Origin of the sequence: Streptomyces sp. NPDC007896 (assembly GCF_042959425.1) — a bacterium.
Taxonomy (GTDB): Bacteria; Actinomycetota; Actinomycetes; order Streptomycetales; family Streptomycetaceae; genus Streptomyces.
Genome location: NZ_JBIBKX010000001.1, coordinates 1 through 15,078, shown reverse-complemented (window position 1 = coordinate 15,078; position 15,078 = coordinate 1). Strand labels below are relative to the sequence as shown.

General features: G+C 69.2%; 15 protein-coding genes. 8 read left to right on the top strand and 7 right to left on the bottom strand.

The window, feature by feature from the left end; genetic code table 11:
- Positions 1–223 precede the first annotated feature (223 nt).
- On the top strand, positions 224–2,728 hold the full coding sequence (locus ACFZDJ_RS00075; RefSeq protein WP_168517128.1) for an FHA domain-containing protein: 2,505 nt from the start codon (positions 224–226) through the stop codon (positions 2,726–2,728).
- A gap of 84 nt (positions 2,729–2,812) precedes the next feature.
- Here the strand turns inward: ACFZDJ_RS00075 and ACFZDJ_RS00070 are convergent, their stop codons facing one another.
- The 3 genes from ACFZDJ_RS00070 to ACFZDJ_RS00060 form a co-directional block, all read right to left on the bottom strand.
- Positions 2,813–3,625, bottom strand: coding sequence for a transglycosylase SLT domain-containing protein (locus tag ACFZDJ_RS00070; protein WP_391054965.1), 813 nt, complete (start codon positions 3,623–3,625; stop codon positions 2,813–2,815).
- 299 nt (positions 3,626–3,924) lie between these two features.
- Positions 3,925–5,010, bottom strand: a complete 1,086-nt coding sequence (locus tag ACFZDJ_RS00065; RefSeq protein ID WP_390928587.1) for an S-adenosylmethionine:tRNA ribosyltransferase-isomerase — start codon at positions 5,008–5,010, stop codon at positions 3,925–3,927.
- Complete coding sequence (locus tag ACFZDJ_RS00060) at positions 5,007–5,702, bottom strand: SDR family NAD(P)-dependent oxidoreductase (protein WP_390928588.1); 696 nt, start codon at positions 5,700–5,702, stop codon at positions 5,007–5,009. Before ACFZDJ_RS00060 ends, ACFZDJ_RS00065 begins: the two co-directional genes overlap by 4 nt.
- Before the next feature lie 188 nt (positions 5,703–5,890).
- Here ACFZDJ_RS00060 and ACFZDJ_RS00055 point away from each other — a divergent pair, with 188 nt between their 5' ends.
- From ACFZDJ_RS00055 to ACFZDJ_RS00045, 3 genes are all read left to right on the top strand, one after another.
- Entirely contained in the window at positions 5,891–7,060 is a 1,170-nt protein-coding gene (locus ACFZDJ_RS00055; protein WP_390928590.1) for a GAF domain-containing protein, read from the top strand.
- Positions 7,053–7,694, top strand: a complete 642-nt coding sequence (locus ACFZDJ_RS00050; protein ID WP_390928592.1) for a response regulator — start codon at positions 7,053–7,055, stop codon at positions 7,692–7,694. The genes ACFZDJ_RS00055 and ACFZDJ_RS00050 overlap by 8 nt, the downstream gene beginning before the upstream one ends.
- A 159-nt stretch (positions 7,695–7,853) precedes the next feature.
- A complete protein-coding gene (locus ACFZDJ_RS00045) occupies positions 7,854–8,099 on the top strand; it encodes a chaplin (protein WP_384906153.1) in 246 nt (81 codons plus the stop codon).
- A gap of 227 nt (positions 8,100–8,326) precedes the next feature.
- Here the strand turns inward: ACFZDJ_RS00045 and ACFZDJ_RS00040 are convergent, their stop codons facing one another.
- The gene (locus ACFZDJ_RS00040) at positions 8,327–9,115 is read right to left on the bottom strand and encodes a hypothetical protein (RefSeq protein WP_168507818.1); all 789 of its coding nucleotides are present in this window, start codon (positions 9,113–9,115) and stop codon (positions 8,327–8,329) included.
- 121 nt (positions 9,116–9,236) lie between these two features.
- On the opposite strand from ACFZDJ_RS00040, the gene ACFZDJ_RS00035 reads away from it, so the two are divergent.
- From ACFZDJ_RS00035 to ACFZDJ_RS00025, 3 genes are all read left to right on the top strand, one after another.
- Positions 9,237–10,028 carry an ABC transporter ATP-binding protein gene (locus tag ACFZDJ_RS00035; protein WP_067364876.1) on the top strand — a complete coding sequence of 264 codons (792 nt, stop codon included), beginning with the start codon at positions 9,237–9,239 and terminating at the stop codon, positions 10,026–10,028.
- A 124-nt stretch (positions 10,029–10,152) separates the two neighbouring features.
- Positions 10,153–10,587: an NfeD family protein gene (locus tag ACFZDJ_RS00030; RefSeq protein ID WP_389600798.1), complete on the top strand. Its 435-nt coding sequence runs from the start codon at positions 10,153–10,155 to the stop codon at positions 10,585–10,587.
- A 131-nt stretch (positions 10,588–10,718) separates the two neighbouring features.
- The gene (locus ACFZDJ_RS00025) at positions 10,719–11,654 is read left to right on the top strand and encodes an SPFH domain-containing protein (RefSeq protein ID WP_054230569.1); all 936 of its coding nucleotides are present in this window, start codon (positions 10,719–10,721) and stop codon (positions 11,652–11,654) included.
- A 104-nt stretch (positions 11,655–11,758) separates the two neighbouring features.
- Here the strand turns inward: ACFZDJ_RS00025 and ACFZDJ_RS00020 are convergent, their stop codons facing one another.
- The 3 genes from ACFZDJ_RS00020 to ACFZDJ_RS00010 form a co-directional block, all read right to left on the bottom strand.
- Entirely contained in the window at positions 11,759–12,265 is a 507-nt protein-coding gene (locus ACFZDJ_RS00020) for an HNH endonuclease (protein WP_168507814.1), read from the bottom strand.
- A 158-nt stretch (positions 12,266–12,423) separates the two neighbouring features.
- Positions 12,424–12,957 carry a YbhB/YbcL family Raf kinase inhibitor-like protein gene (locus ACFZDJ_RS00015; RefSeq protein ID WP_385389286.1) on the bottom strand — a complete coding sequence of 178 codons (534 nt, stop codon included), beginning with the start codon at positions 12,955–12,957 and terminating at the stop codon, positions 12,424–12,426.
- A 39-nt stretch (positions 12,958–12,996) separates the two neighbouring features.
- Positions 12,997–13,782: a sporulation protein gene (locus ACFZDJ_RS00010; RefSeq protein ID WP_054230566.1), complete on the bottom strand. Its 786-nt coding sequence runs from the start codon at positions 13,780–13,782 to the stop codon at positions 12,997–12,999.
- Between the two features lie 225 nt (positions 13,783–14,007).
- Here ACFZDJ_RS00010 and ACFZDJ_RS00005 point away from each other — a divergent pair, with 225 nt between their 5' ends.
- Positions 14,008–14,649, top strand: coding sequence for a DNA-3-methyladenine glycosylase (locus ACFZDJ_RS00005; RefSeq protein WP_384906157.1), 642 nt, complete (start codon positions 14,008–14,010; stop codon positions 14,647–14,649).
- Positions 14,650–15,078 lie beyond the last annotated feature (429 nt).

The following is a 15,078-nucleotide window of genomic DNA, read 5'->3' as shown; positions in this document are numbered from 1 at the left end:
CGCCGCGGTGTCATCACCGCGGATGTCCCCCTCGCGTGGGATTACCACTCTCCGGTCCGGTTTCAACCCCGTCAACGGAAACGGGCAACCCGCCCGTACGCGCTCTTCACATGGCCCGACTTTCGGTCAGGGGGCTGCTCCTGAAATAGTTCCCCCCGATGTTCGACATCCCTAGACTCCCTGTGATGGGGGAACTTCGGGGGACAACTCAGTGGGGCATGGAGTGCCGGAACTCGTACTGGAATTGAATGGACGGACCTGGACGCTCGATGCGTCCAGGCCATACACCCTCGGACGTGATCCGCAGGGGGACGTCGTGCTCGACGACGCCAGGGTCTCCTGGCGTCACGCCACGATGAGCTGGGACGGCCGGAGTTGGGTCATCGAGGACCACGGCAGCACCAACGGCACCTTTGTGCAGGGGCAGCGGATCCATCGGATGGAGATCGGCCCCGGTTCGGCCGTGCACCTCGGCAACGCGACCGACGGCCCGCGCCTGAACCTCTCCGGCGCCGCGGCCGCCGTCGCGCAGCCTCAGCAGCAGCCCTACGCCGCGCAGGGCGCGAGCCCCGGCTGGGCCCAGCAGGCACCGCAGCAGCAGACGCCGGAACAGAGTCACCAGCAGCCGCAGCAGCCCGCCGCGCGAGTGCCACAGCAGCAGGGACCCGGTGGTGGCGCGGGGGCGCCGCCGGTCTACGGCGACCGCAGCCCGACCACCTTCCACCAGCTCGACCTCGGCCGGGTGATGCGCATCGGTCGTGCGCTGGAGAACGAGCTGGTCGTCTCCGACCTCCAGGTCTCGCGCCACCACGCCGAGTTCCACGCGACGCCCGACGGCCGCTTCGAGATCCGCGACCTCGGATCGCACAACGGCACCTACGTCAACGGCCAGCCGATCGCCAAGGGCGGCTCGGCGCTGCTCGGCCCGAACGACATCGTCGGCGTCGGCCACTCGACGTTCCGCCTGGTCGGCGACCGGCTCGAGGAGTTCGTCGACACCGGTGAGGTCTCCTTCTCGGCCCGCCATCTGACGGTGACGGTCGACGGCGGCAAGCAGATCCTCAAGGACGTCTCCTTCGGCGTCCCCGAGAAGTCGCTCATCGCGGTCATCGGCCCCTCGGGCTCCGGCAAGTCGACGCTCCTGAAGGCGCTCACGGGCTACCGCCCCGCCAACCAGGGTGACGTCCTCTACGACAACCGGAACCTGTACAAGCAGTTCGCCGAGCTGCGTCAGCGCATCGGTCTGGTCCCGCAGGACGACATCCTGCACAAGGAACTCACCGTCAAGAAGGCCCTCAAGTACGCGGCCAAGCTGCGCTTCCCCGCCGACACCACGACGGCCGAGCGTGAGGCCCGTATAGACGAGGTGCTGCGCGAGCTGAAGCTGGACATCCACAAGGAGAAGAAGGTCACCTCCCTCTCCGGCGGCCAGCGCAAGCGCGTCTCGGTGGCCCTGGAGCTGCTGACCAAGCCGTCGCTGATCTTCCTGGACGAGCCGACCTCGGGCCTCGACCCGGGCATGGACCGGGACGTCATGCAGCTGCTGCGCGGCCTCGCCGACGACGGCCGTACCGTCCTCGTCGTCACGCACTCCGTGGCCGAGCTGGCGATCTGCGACAAGCTGCTGGTGATGGCGCCGGGCGGTTCGGTCGCGTACTTCGGTCCGCCGGAGGAGGCCCTCAACTTCTTCGGCTACGAGACCTGGGCCGACGTCTTCTCGGCCTTCGAGAACTACCGCGACTACGACTGGGCGGGCCGCTGGAAGGGCTCGCAGCACTACCAGATGTATGCCGCGGACATCGACGCCGTCGCCCCGCAGTCGGCCAATGTGACGCCGCCGCAGGCGATGAAGCCGCCGAAGCCGCAGGGCTGGTTCTCCCAGCTCAGCACGCTGGTACGGCGCTATGTGTCGGTGATCGTGTCCGACAAGGGCTTCCTGGCGCTGACGGTGATCCTGCCGGCCGTGCTCGGCGCGGTGAGCCTGCTCATCGACCCGAACAAGACCCTGCTGGTGAACCCGCAGGTGAACCCGAAGACCGGCGTGCACGTGCCGAACGGCACGGCCACCACGGTGCTGCTGATCCTCGCGGTCGGCGCCTGTTTCGCGGGCGCGGCGAACTCCGTCCGTGAGCTGATCAAGGAACGGGTGATCTACGAGCGGGAGCGCGCCACCGGCCTGTCCCGCTCGGCGTACCTGATGTCCAAGGTGGTCGTGCTCGGTGTGGTCACCGTGCTGCAGGGCGCCATGGTCGGCGCGATCGGTTTCACCAGCCGCACCAAGCCCACCGAGGGCGTGGTCTTCGGCCATTCGGTGCTGCTGGAACTCTCCATCCCGATCATGGCGCTGGGCTTCGCCTCGATGATGTTCGGCCTGGTCATCTCCTCGCTGGTGAAGACGGCCGAGAAGACCATGCCGCTGCTGGTCATGTTCGCGATCATCCAGGTCGTGTTCACCGGCTGCCTGTTCATCCTGAACGGCAAGATCGGCGTCAACGAGTTCTCGTACCTGATGCCCTCGCGCTGGGCGGTCGCCGCCGCCGGCGCCACGCTGGACTTCAACAACATCAGTCCGAACACGGACGACCCGTCCAGCACGGACCCGCTGTGGAACCACACGGCGTCCGCCTACGGCATGGACATCGTCGCGCTGCTCGTCCTCGCCGCCGTCTGCGGCTTCTTCGTGGCGCGCTTCCTGCGCCGCCACGAGCCCGAGGTCATGCGCAAGTAGTCCCGCGCGTACGTACGCCGAAGGGCGGCACCCCAACACCGGGGTGCCGCCCTTCGGCGTACGTGTCAGAGGTCCGCGCCGGCCTCAGTACGCGCTGTTGACGTTGTCCATCGAGCCGTACTTGTCGGCCGCGTAGTTGGCGGCGGCCGTGATGTTGGCGACCGGGTCGTAGATGTTCCACGAGGTGCCGGGCACGTGGTACGCGTTGAAGGTCGGCTGGATGACCTGCAGCAGGCCCTTCGAGGGGATCCCGTTGATGGCGTTGATGTCCCAGCCGTTGATGGCCATCGGGTTGCCCGAGGACTCGCGCATGATGTTGCGGTGCAGCCCGTTGTACGAACCCGGTATGCCCCTGTGCTTCATGATGTCGAGCGACTGGCGGATCCAGCCGTCGAGGTTGTTGGCGTACGTCTTCGAGGTGGCCGTCTTCGTGGCGTACGTCTTCGAGGTGGCCGTCTTCGTGGCGTACGTCTTCGAGGTGGCCGTCTTCATGGCGACCGTCTTCATGGCGACCGTCTCGATCGCGGGGCGCTGCACGGAGCGGCTCGCGGCCTGCACCTTGCGCACGTTCTCGGCGGCCTTCGTGGCGGCGACCGCGTCGGCGGCCTTCTTGGCGGCGTCGTCGGCCGCCTTCGTCTTCGCCGCGATGGCCTGGGTCTTCAGGCTCGTGCCGGCCAGCTGGTCGGTGAGGCGGGCCTGCACGTTCTTGATCGGCTGCTGGCTGAAGGCGACCGGGGCCGCGGAGATGGCGGCGTCGTTCGTGGTGGTCTGCGTGTGGCTCGGCGCCAGCGAGAACGCGAGGGTCGCGGCACCGAGCGTGGCGACGCCGGCGATCGAGAGCTTGCGGACCTGGGTCAGCTTCGGACTATGGCCAGGAGTGCGGGTGTTCTTGGTCATGGCTGATGGACCTCTTCGAATAGCGCGGAGGTCGCTCCCGATCCGGTGGGGGACAGAGTGTTTCCGGATCTGGCGCCGTGGGGTGAAACCCGCGGTGCTGAGCGACGGGTGCCATTCTTAGCGGCCGCAAAATACCGTGGCAAAGGTGTGACGTACGACGGAAGGTAGTAGGCCCAGTAGGGGCAAAACGGGGCAGACTGCCACGTCTGCGCCGCTCACTATGCCCGCCTTTATCTCCTATGCACCTTCGTACGTGATGTGCGCCCTATGTGCGGGCTCACATCGGCCTCATGGAATTCTCACCGGCAGTTGCTGAAGCAACGCTCAGTGTGAGGACCTTCCTCCGGGAGGATGAGGTGCACGTCCCCGAACTCGTGCCAGAGGTAGAGCCCGCTCAACGCCTCGCCGTAGCTGCGCTCGATCGCCGCCCGTCCCGCGATCGCCTCCAGCATCAGCAGATGCGAGGCCTCCGGCTCGTGCAGCCCGGTCAGCAGCCCGTCCACCACCCGCACACCCCGCTCCGGGGTCACCACGAGGTCCGTCCAGCCCTTCCGGGCCCGGACCACCCCGCCGGCGTCGACGGCCGACTCCACGGCGCGTACGGCCGTCGTACCGACCGCGAGGACCCGCCCCTCTCCCGCCCTCGCGGCGTTGATCAGCCGGGCCGACGCCTCCGGCACCTCGTACCGCTCCGGATACGGCGGCTCATGGGCCTCCGCCGACGCGACACCGGTGTGCAGCGTGATCGGAGCGAACTGCACGCCCCGGCTCACCAGCTCCGCCACCAGGCGCGCGGTGAACGGCCGCGCGGCGCTCGGCATCTCCGCACTGCCGCTGCCGTCGGCCGACGGCAGCGCGAACACCGTCTGGTAGGCGGACAGCGGCTGGTCCCTCTGTGTATAGGAGTAGCGAATGGGGCGCCCGTGGCGCCGCAGCAGCCCGAGCACGTCCGGATCCGACACCCGCCCCCACCACAACCGCGAGCCGTACGGCGTCAGCGGCTCCTCCAGTACGAGGCGCACGTCCCCGGCGAGGCGCACCTCCGTACCCGCGGGTCCGCCCCCGCGCGCACGTGTGGTGCCCCGTCCATCGGGATCCCGCAGCTCGACGGCCCACCGTCCGTCATCGCCCCGCGTGGAGAAATGCACCACCACGCGCGCGTGCCCGATCCGCCCGTCCACGGCGGCCGCCAGCGTGGGGGAGGTGTTGACGATCAGCAGGTCCCCCGCCCGCAGCCGCCGCGGCAGCTCCACGAACGCGTGATGCGACACCTCCGTACCGCACGACACGAGCAGCCGCACGGAGTCCCGGTCCCGCCCGGGCCCGCGCTGCTCGGCCGGCACCCGCGCCGACCGCTCCTCCGGAACCCGCACGGTCGTCGTCATCGCACCTCCAGCAGTGCCGGAGCGCTGTAGCGGCCACTGGCGGGGCGTTCGTCCAGCAGCCGCAGAAAGGCCGGAACCACGCTGTCCGGCGTCGGCCGCGCATCGTCGTCGTCCGGTACGGCCGCCGCGTACAGGTCCGTGCCCATGTCCCCCGGGTCCACGGCCCACACCCGCAGCCCGGGCTCCTCCACGCCGAGCACGGCCGCCAGCTGGTCCAGGGCGGCCTTGGACGCCCCGTACCCGCCCCACGTCTCGTACGCCTCCGCGGCCGCGTCCGAGCTGACGGCGACGACCGCGCCGGCCTGCGCGGCCCGCAGCAGCGGCAGCGCCTCCTGGACCAGGCCCAGCGCCGCGACCACGTTGACCTCCAGGGCGTACCGCAGCCCGTCCAGGGTCAGGTCCTCCAGGCGCACCAGCGGCTCGGCGCCCAGCGCGCTCGCGTTGTTCACCAGCAGGTCCACGCCGCCGAGCCCGCGGGCCGCCGCCACCAGCCCGGCGCGGTGCCCGGCGTCCCCGACATCCCCGGGCAGCGCCTCCACCCGGGTCCCGTACGCGGACAGCGCCTCCGCCGTCTCCTTCAGCACTCCCGCGGTCCTCGCGTCGAGCACCAGATCCCAGCCGCGCTCCGCCAGGGTCGCGGCGAGCGCCCGACCCAGCCCTTTCGAAGCACCCGTGATGATCGCTACCGGCATGACGTCCGTCCCCTCGTCCCAGCACCGCCGCTCCCGGCGAGTGCCTTCAACGTAGGAACCGGGCCGTCCCCGCCGCCTCGTGCGCAGGCCCCAATGACCTGGGGCCCTTCGCCCTAGGCCCACCGGCCTAGGCGGCCGCCACCACAGGTCGGATACGCGCTGTCACACCCCGCCGGTACGTTGGGGACATGAGCCAAGGCCCCCGGTCCGGTCTGTACGCGGTGAGCACCGCGCTGCTCGCCATGAGCAGGCACCTCGAGGTGCGCGACGTCCTCAAGACGATCGTCGCCTCGGCCCGTGAGCTGCTCGACGCGCAGTACGCGGCGCTCGGTGTGCCCGACGACCACGGAGGCTTCGCCCAGTTCGTGGTCGACGGCGTCAGCGACGCCCAGTGGAAGGCCATCGGCCCGCTTCCACGCCAGCACGGCATCCTCGCCGCGATGCTGCACGAGGCCCGCCCCGAGCGCCTCGCGGACGTGCGCAAGGACCCCCGCTTCGAGGGCTGGCCCACCGCCCACCCCGACATGTCCGACTTCCTGGGCCTGCCCATCCGCGACGGCGACGAGGTCATCGGCGCCCTGTTCCTGGCCAACAAGAACAGGGTGAAAGGTGACAAGAAGGACTGCTCCGCGCAGGACGGAGAGTGCGGCTTCACCGAGGACGACCAGGAACTCCTCACGATCCTCGCTCAGCACGCGGCGATCGCCCTGACCAACGCCCGTCTCTACGAGCGCAGCCGCGAGCTCACCATCGCCGAGGAGCGCTCCCGGCTCGCCCACGAGCTCCACGACGCCGTCAGCCAGAAGCTCTTCTCCCTGCGCCTGACCGCGCAGGCCGCCGTCGCCCTCGTGGACCGCGACCCCGCACGCGCCAAGGGCGAGCTGCATCAGGTGGCCATGCTCGCCGCGGAAGCCACCGAGGAGCTGCGCGCCGCCGTCATCGAGCTGCGCCCCGCCGCCCTCGACGAGGACGGCCTGGTCGCCACCCTGCGCACCCAGATACAGGTCCTCGACCGCGCCCACTCCGCGCGCGTGACCTTCGCGAGCCACGGGGTGCGGGCGCTGCCCGCAGCCCAGGAGGAGGCCGTGCTGCGCGTCGCCCAGGAGGCCCTGCACAACGCACTGCGGCATTCTGGAGCCGGCCGCGTCGACGTCACCCTCGAGAAGCGCGGCCCCGGCACCGTCCTGCGCGTCAGTGACGACGGCAGTGGCTTCGAACCCAAGGCGACCCGCGCCGCGGGACGCCACCTTGGCCTGGTCTCCATGCGCGACCGGTCGAGCGGGGTCGGCGGCACCCTCAGCGTGGAATCGGCGCCCGGGAAGGGCACTACGATCGAGATGGAGGTCCCTGGTGGCTGACGCAATCAAGGTGCTGCTCGTCGACGACCACCAAGTGGTCCGCCGGGGCCTGCGCACCTTTCTCGAAGTGCAGGACGACATCGAGGTCGTGGGCGAGGCGTCCGACGGCGCCGAAGGGGTCGCCCGCGCCGAGGAGCTGAAGCCCGACATCGTCCTCATGGACGTCAAGATGCCGGGCATGGACGGTATCGACGCGCTGCGCAAGCTCCGTGAACTCGCCAACCCCGCGCGCGTGCTGATCGTCACCAGCTTCACCGAACAGCGCACGGTCGTCCCGGCCCTGCGCGCGGGCGCCGCCGGCTATGTCTACAAGGACGTGGACCCGGACGCCCTCGCCGGAGCCATCCGCTCCGTGCACGCCGGGCACATCCTGCTCCAGCCCGAGGTGGCGGGCGTCCTGCTGTCCCAGGAGGAGGCCAACTCGGGCCAGGGGAGAGGCGGCTCACTGACCGAACGGGAGCGCGAAGTGCTCGGCCTGATCGCGGACGGCCGCTCCAACCGGGAAATCGCACGCGCGCTCGTTCTCTCCGAGAAGACCGTCAAGACGCATGTCTCGAACATCCTGATGAAGCTCGACCTCGCCGACCGCACCCAGGCCGCGCTCTGGGCCGTACGCCATGGGGCGGCGGGCTGATCGCCCGCCCGGCGGCGGCAACTCGGAGGGTTCCGCTCCGGGCTGAGATTCATACCGTCGTGTGTATGTCACCCGGATGGCGCATCCTCCGGGGATCTCGGCCGTTCTCCAGTGCGTGCCGCGGCGACTGCCGCGGTGATCGCTAGGGAGGGCTCAGAAGTGAAGAACCTGAAGAAGGCCACGGCTGTCGCGATGGTGGCCGGCGGGCTGGTCGCCGCCGGTGCCGGCATGGCGTCCGCGACGGACGGCTCGTGGGCGGGCGGCAATGCCGCGGGCTCCCCGGGCGTCGTCTCGGGCAACGTCATCCAGGCCCCGATCCACATCCCCGTGAACGCGGTCGGCAACAGCGTGAACGTCATCGGCGCCCTGAACCCGGCCTTCGGCAACCTGGGCCTCAACCACTGAGACCCATGCCCCACCACCCCCCACCGGCCTCCCAGGATCTCCTGGGAGGCCGTTCGGCCTGTTCAGGCCGACGGGGGGCCGGGGCGCAGCCCCGCCCCCCAGGGGCGCGGGGAACTGCGCGCCAAGCCCCCACCCACCCGCACCCAAAGAACCCACCCGGGGGCCTGGGGGCAGAGCCCCCAGGTTGGGGATGGGACGGGTAGGGGCGGCGGGGGCGCAAACAGACCTCAGCGAACCCCCCGCTCCCGCTCCTCCACGAACGCGTTGTACGCAGCGACCTGCGCCCGCCGAGCCGTCCGCTCGACCGGCCGCAACGCCAACGCCCGCGCCGAGATCTCCGACGCACTCACCGCCCCGCCATGCCCGTTCTCGTACGCGACGGAGATGAGCAACCCCACCCGCTGGGCCAGCTCCAGCACCCGCACCGCACGCGGCGGATACCCGGGCGCCAACACCTCCCGCCCCCGCTCGGCCCGCGCCCGGTACGCGTCGACCGCCGCCTCGGCGACCGGCCCCGACCCCGTCACGTCGAGCCGCGACAACACCGCCGTCGCCTCGCGCAGCGCCTCCGCGAGCTCCCGCTCGGCCTCACCGAGCGAAGGCACATCGGCAGGCGGCGCCTCCCGCACGGCGAGGCAGTGCCACACCACCTCGACATGGACATCACCGTCGGGCCCGGCCTCGTACACCTCGGGAACGAGCCCGAGCGCCGCCCCGTGGCAGACCACCGCCTCCTCCGCGTCGAGGGCGCGCGCATTGAAGTCCGGCGGCCCGCTCAGCCCGAGCGGATGCCCCGGCGCGGGCAGCGCGACCCGCAGTCCGGTCACCCCGAGCGCGCGAAGCCGGCCGAGGGCGAGCGTGAGACCGACGGGGCCGGACTCACCCGGCAGCCCCTCGACCCGGTGCACCGCGTCCTCACCGACGATGGCGAGCACCGCGTCATCCGGCGAAACAAGTCCGGCCAAAAGGGCGTTTCCCCATGCGGCCAGACGTCCTGAGCGTGGTTCCGAGAGCATGCCTCCACCCTAAGGACCGACCGATGGATGGGAGCGACCGACCGGTGGCGTAGGTTTTCCCTGGGGGCTGCGTCCACAGACGTAAGCGACGGCCGAGACTGCAATGGGAGACAACGCGCTCATGAGCGATGTACTGGAGCTGGAGGACGTGTCCGTGGTCCGAGAGGGCCGGGCTCTGGTGGACCAGGTCTCCTGGTCGGTCAAGGAGGGGGAGCGCTGGGTGATCCTCGGCCCGAACGGCGCCGGAAAGACAACCCTCCTGAATCTCGCCTCCAGCTATCTCTTCCCCAGTCAGGGCACGGCCACCATCCTCGGCGAGACCCTCGGCAAGGTCGACGTCTTCGAGCTGCGCCCGCGCATCGGCGTGGCCGGTATCGCCATGGCCGAGAAGCTTCCCAAGCGCCAGACCGTCCTGCAGACCGTGCTGACGGCCGCGTACGGCATGACCGCGGGCTGGCACGAGGACTACGAGGACATCGACGAGCAGCGCGCCCGCGCGTTCCTCGACCGCCTCGGCATGAGCGACTACCTGGACCGCCGGTTCGGCACGCTCTCCGAGGGCGAGCGCAAGCGCACCCTGATCGCCCGCGCCCTGATGACCGACCCCGAGCTGCTCCTGCTCGACGAGCCCGCCGCGGGCCTCGACCTCGGCGGCCGCGAGGACCTCGTCCGCCGCCTCGGCCGTCTCGCCCGCGACCCGATCGCCCCCTCCATGATCATGGTCACGCACCACGTCGAGGAGATCGCCCCCGGCTTCACCCACGTCCTGATGATCCGTCAGGGCAAGGTGCTCGCCGCCGGCCCGCTCGAACTCGAACTCACCTCGCGCAACCTCTCCCTCTGCTTCGGACTCCCGCTCATCGTCGAACAGGTCGGCGAGCGTTGGACCGCGCAGGGCCTGCCGATGTCCTGACCGACCGGAAACACGCGTACGAAGTGCTTCGTACGAAGCCTCCGGCACGAAACACCCGGTACGAGCCCCTTCTCAACCGATCTGCGCCCTGTCCGCGCCCGGCCCGCGGACCTACCATGACCACGTGAACGACATCAACGCATGGGTGTGGTGGCTCGTCGGCGCGGCCGCGCTGGGCATCCCGCTCGTGGTGACCGCGATGCCGGAGTTCGGCATGCTCGCCCTCGGCGCCGCAGCGGCGGCGGTGACAGCGGGCCTCGGCGGCGATGTCGTCCTTCAGGTACTCGTCTTCGCCGTCGTCTCGTTCGCGCTCATCGGCGTCGTACGACCCGTCGCGGCCCGGCACCGCGCCCAGCGCCCCCAACTCGCCACCGGCGTGGAGGCGTTGAAGGGCAAACAGGCCATCGTCCTGGAACGGGTGGACGGTTCGGGCGGCGGCCGGATCAAACTCGGCGGAGAGATCTGGTCGGCGCGCGCTCTCGACGCCGGACAGGCCTACGAAGTGGGCCAGGAGGTGGATGTCGTGGACATCGAAGGAGCCACGGCGATTGTGATGTGACCTCGTGCGACGCAAGTGAACCGAACGCCCCACGTGGCAGACGACGGTCTGTCAGACTCGTCGAGCAAGATCTTCAACAACCATAAGATCTTTCGGACATACCGAGGCGGAGAAGGGTACGGGGAGCATCGATGGCACCAATCATCATCGTCCTGATCATTCTGGTGGTGTTGGTATTCATCGCCCTGATCAAGACCATCCAGGTCATCCCACAGGCCAGCGCGGCCATCGTGGAGCGCTTCGGCCGCTACACAAGGACCCTGAACGCGGGCCTGAACATCGTGGTCCCGTTCATCGACTCGATCCGCAACCGCATCGACCTGCGTGAACAGGTCGTGCCGTTCCCGCCGCAGCCGGTGATCACCCAGGACAACCTGGTGGTCAACATCGACACGGTCATCTACTACCAGGTCACCGACGCGCGCGCCGCCACCTACGAAGTCGCCAGCTACATCCAGGCGATCGAGCAGCTCACCGTCACCACCCTGCGTAACATCATCGGTGGCATGGACCTGGAGCGGACCCTCACCTCCCGCGAGGAGATCAACGCGGCCCTGCGCGGCGTCCTCGACGAGGCCACCGGCAAGTGGGGCATCCGCGTCAACCGCGTCGAGCTCAAGGCGATCGAACCGCCCACCTCCATCCAGGACTCGATGGAGAAGCAGATGCGCGCCGACCGTGACAAGCGCGCCGCGATCCTCACCGCCGAAGGTATCCGTCAGTCGCAGATCCTCACCGCCGAAGGTGAGAAGCAGTCCGCGATCCTGCGCGCCGAAGGTGAGGCCAAGGCCGCCGCCCTGCGCGCCGAGGGCGAGGCCCAGGCCATCCGTACGGTCTTCGAGTCCATCCACGCCGGCGACGCCGACCAGAAGCTCCTCGCCTACCAGTACCTCCAGATGCTCCCCAAGATCGCCGAGGGAGACGCCAACAAGCTCTGGATCGTGCCCAGCGAGATCGGTGACGCCCTCAAGGGCCTGAGCGGCGCCATGGGCAACTTCGGCCCCATGGGCGGCGGTTCGGGCAACGCGGGCACCGAGCGTCGCGAGAAGCCGTCCGTCACCGACTGACGCTGTCCCGCGCCCCGTCAGGGGCGCGGGGAACTGCGCGACCGGCCACGGACGACCCGCGGCCGAACGACCGGCGGGTTGTCGGGGCTCTCCCAGCGGAGCGGCTACGCTGCGGGTTGGGCCAGCCACTCCGGGAGGGCGTCGAAGTCGTCACGGCCCAGCGCCAGCAGCATCGCGTCCGCGGGCGTCGGCTCGAACGGCTGCCGCAGCAGCGGCATACCCGCCTGCTCCGGAGTCCGGTCCGCCTTGCGGTGGTTGTCCTCCGCGCAGGACGCGACCGTATTCAGCCAGGAGTCCCGACCGCCCTGCGCGCGCGGCACCACGTGGTCGACCGTCGTCGCCCGCCTTCCGCAGTACGCGCACCTGTGCTGGTCGCGTACCAGCACACCGCGCCTCGACCACGGCGCTTGTCTTCGGAAAGGCACCCTCACATACCTGCACAGCCTGATGACTCGGGGCACGGGTATGTCCAGCGCGGCGCCGCGCATACGGAGTTCGGGGTGGGCCTGCTCGACGACAGCCTTGTCCTGCAGCACCAGAACGACGGCTCGGTTCAACGTCACCGTCGACAGCGGCTCAAAGCTCGCGTTCAGAACCAGCGTGTCCCGCATCCAGCCCACCTCCCGTGCGCACCGGCCCACCCCCTGGCGGGCTTGGATCAACTCTGGCCGGGCACGCCGAGATGGACAACGCAATAAAAATGCCCGCCCCTGATCACTTCCAAGACCAGAGGCGGGCAAACGTTCAGTGAACGTGAGTCTTCACCGCTTTACGCGGGAGACGCGTACTCACCCATCAGCTGGGCGCGCGCCAGCGTGTGGAACCGCAGATTGAATCCCACGACGGCCGGCGACACCTCCGCGTCGGGACCGAGCTTCTCCTGATCCACGGCGTACACCGTGAACACATACCGGTGCGCGGGATCCCCGGCCGGCGGCGCGGCGCCACCGAAGTCCTTGGACCCGTAGTCGTTGCGCACCTGGACGGCACCCTCCGGCAGCCCCTCGAACTTGCCGCTGCCCGCGCCCGTCGGCAGTTCCGTCACCGAAGCGGGAATGTCGAACACCACCCAGTGCCAGAACCCGCTCCCCGTCGGGGCGTCCGGATCGAAGCAGGTCACGGCGAAGCTCTTGGTCTCCGGCGGGAAGCCCTCCCAGCTCAGCTGCGGCGAGGTGTTCCCCGCCGCGTAGACCTGAGCGTCCTTCAGCACCCCGCCCGGCTCGACGTCCTCACTGATGACCGTGAAGGTCGGAACGGGCGGGTGGAAGTCATGGGGAAGCGGCGGCCTCTTGAGCTCGGTCACGTCAGAACCTCCTGAACGGCGGAATCTCTCGACCCGAGCCTAGAACCAGCTGCGCTTGCTGCCGACCTCGGACAGCCACTGGTTCAGGTACGCGGCCCAGTCCGTGCCCTGGTAGTCGTGCAGCCCCACGCGGAAGGAGCGGTAGGAGTCGCTGCCCTCACTGAAGAGGCCCGGCTTCTTGTCCATCTCCAGGATGACGTCCATCTCGTGGTCGTCCGCGACGAAGCTCAGCTCGACCTGGTTCAGCCCGCGGTACTGCGACGGCGGGAAGAACTCGATCTCCTGGTAGAACGGCAGCTTCTGCCGGGTGCCCCGGATGTGACCGCGCTCCATGTCCGCGTTCTTGAAGCGGAAGCCCAGCTGGATGAAGGCGTTCAGGATCGCCTGCTGCGCCGGCAGCGGGTGCACGTTGATCGGGTCCAGGTCACCGGAGTCCACGGCACGCGCGATCTCCAGCTCGGTGGTCACACCGATGTGCATGCCCCGAAGCGCCTGCCCGTCGATCGTGGTGATCGGCGTCTCCCACGGGATCTCGAGCCCGAAGGGAACGGCGTGCACGGCACCGGCCTGCAGCTCGAAGGCCCCACCGAGCCGCAGCTTGGTGAACTCGATGTCCTGCTTGTACTCCTGGTCGTCGTGGCCCTCGACCTCGACCTTGGCCTGGAGCCCGACCGACAGCCCCTCGATGGCCTGGTTCACGGACCCGCCCTGGATCCGCACCTCACCCTGCACGACACCGCCCGGAACGACGTTGACCTCGGTCAGCACCGTCTCGACCGAAGCCCCACCGGCTCCCAGGCTCGCAAGCAGCCGCTTGAACCCCATGTTTCTTCCTCCCCAGGCAACGCCTGTGCTCCGTCGTACATCCGTCTGGATCCTTGATCCCTACAAACGCGATCCGGCCGCGGCCGGTTCCGCGCCCTCACCCTTGCAAGGAGGACGCTCCCTGACCACCCGTAGACACGCACTGACACGCACTCGTGCCGACCCGTACGCACAGTCCCTCACCCGGCCGCACCCGTCCGGGCCACTGGACTACGCTCGTAAGCCATGATCGCGGCCCCTGACCGTACGCCCATCACCCGGGACTTCTTCGACCGCCCCGTACTGGAGGTCGCCCCCGACCTGCTGGGGCGCGTCCTCGTCCGCACGACGCCGGACGGTCCGATCGAGCTCCGTCTCACGGAGGTGGAGGCGTACGACGGCCCGAACGATCCCGGCTCCCATGCCTATCGCGGCCGCACGGCCCGCAATGGCGTGATGTTCGGTCCGCCTGGGCATGTATACGTCTACTTCACCTACGGCATGTGGTTCTGCATGAACCTGGTGTGTGGTCCGGAGGGCGACCCGAGCGGGGTCCTTCTCCGTGCCGGAGAGATCACCGAGGGCGCCGAACTCGCTCGCAAACGTCGACTCTCGGCCCGTAATGACATGGAACTGGCCAAAGGGCCCGCGCGCCTGGCCACGGCACTCGGCGTGGACAGGGCCCTCGACGGCGCCGACGCCTGCGCCCCCGAGGGCTCCCCACTGACCCTCCTGACGGGCACCCCCGTCCGCTCCGACCAGGTACGCAACGGTCCGCGTACCGGAGTGGCCGGCGACGGTGGCGTTCACCCCTGGCGCTTCTGGGTCGCCAATGACCCCACCGTGAGCCCTTATCGGGCCCATACGCCACGCCGTCGCTCAACTTGACTCGCCCCTGGGGGGTCCGTAATGTAGCCCGAGCCGCTTGACCCGGGTACGGCGTTCAGCCTGCAGCCGGAAGTGGCCAACCCACTACCTACGACTTCCCCTCAGCGGGGGTCAATTCGGCGTGCCTGCATGCCTGAATTGCAGCCCGCGGAACTCGATTATGAGTTGCCGAGGGAATCGGCTAGCGTAGTGAATGTCGAAAGGCCGCGATGCGAAAGCACTCAAAGCCAGAAGACGGAATCCCTCTCCGACAGGGAATCGGACACGAAAGAGTCTGATAGAGTCGGAACCGCTGGAAAGGGAAACGCGAGAGCGGGAACCTGGAAAGCACCGGGGAAATCGGATCGGGAAACGGTCTGATAGAGTCGGAAACGCAAGAACAAAGCAAGACAGCAGGACCGAAGGGAAGCGCCCGGAGGAAAGCCCGAG

Excerpts from the sequence above, each read along its gene's own strand:
- ACFZDJ_RS00070 (WP_391054965.1), bottom strand. The coding sequence starts at position 3,625 with ATGACCAAGAACACCCGCACTCCTGGCCATAGTCCGAAGCTGACCCAG.
- ACFZDJ_RS00065 (WP_390928587.1), bottom strand. The coding sequence starts at position 5,010 with ATGACGACGACCGTGCGGGTTCCGGAGGAGCGGTCGGCGCGGGTGCCG.
- ACFZDJ_RS00060 (WP_390928588.1), bottom strand. The coding sequence starts at position 5,702 with ATGCCGGTAGCGATCATCACGGGTGCTTCGAAAGGGCTGGGTCGGGCG.
- ACFZDJ_RS00055 (WP_390928590.1), top strand. The coding sequence starts at position 5,891 with ATGAGCCAAGGCCCCCGGTCCGGTCTGTACGCGGTGAGCACCGCGCTG.
- ACFZDJ_RS00040 (WP_168507818.1), bottom strand. The coding sequence starts at position 9,115 with ATGCTCTCGGAACCACGCTCAGGACGTCTGGCCGCATGGGGAAACGCC.
- ACFZDJ_RS00035 (WP_067364876.1), top strand. The coding sequence starts at position 9,237 with ATGAGCGATGTACTGGAGCTGGAGGACGTGTCCGTGGTCCGAGAGGGC.
- ACFZDJ_RS00025 (WP_054230569.1), top strand. The coding sequence starts at position 10,719 with ATGGCACCAATCATCATCGTCCTGATCATTCTGGTGGTGTTGGTATTC.
- ACFZDJ_RS00020 (WP_168507814.1), bottom strand. The coding sequence starts at position 12,265 with ATGCGGGACACGCTGGTTCTGAACGCGAGCTTTGAGCCGCTGTCGACG.
- ACFZDJ_RS00010 (WP_054230566.1), bottom strand. The coding sequence starts at position 13,782 with ATGGGGTTCAAGCGGCTGCTTGCGAGCCTGGGAGCCGGTGGGGCTTCG.
- ACFZDJ_RS00005 (WP_384906157.1), top strand. The coding sequence starts at position 14,008 with ATGATCGCGGCCCCTGACCGTACGCCCATCACCCGGGACTTCTTCGAC.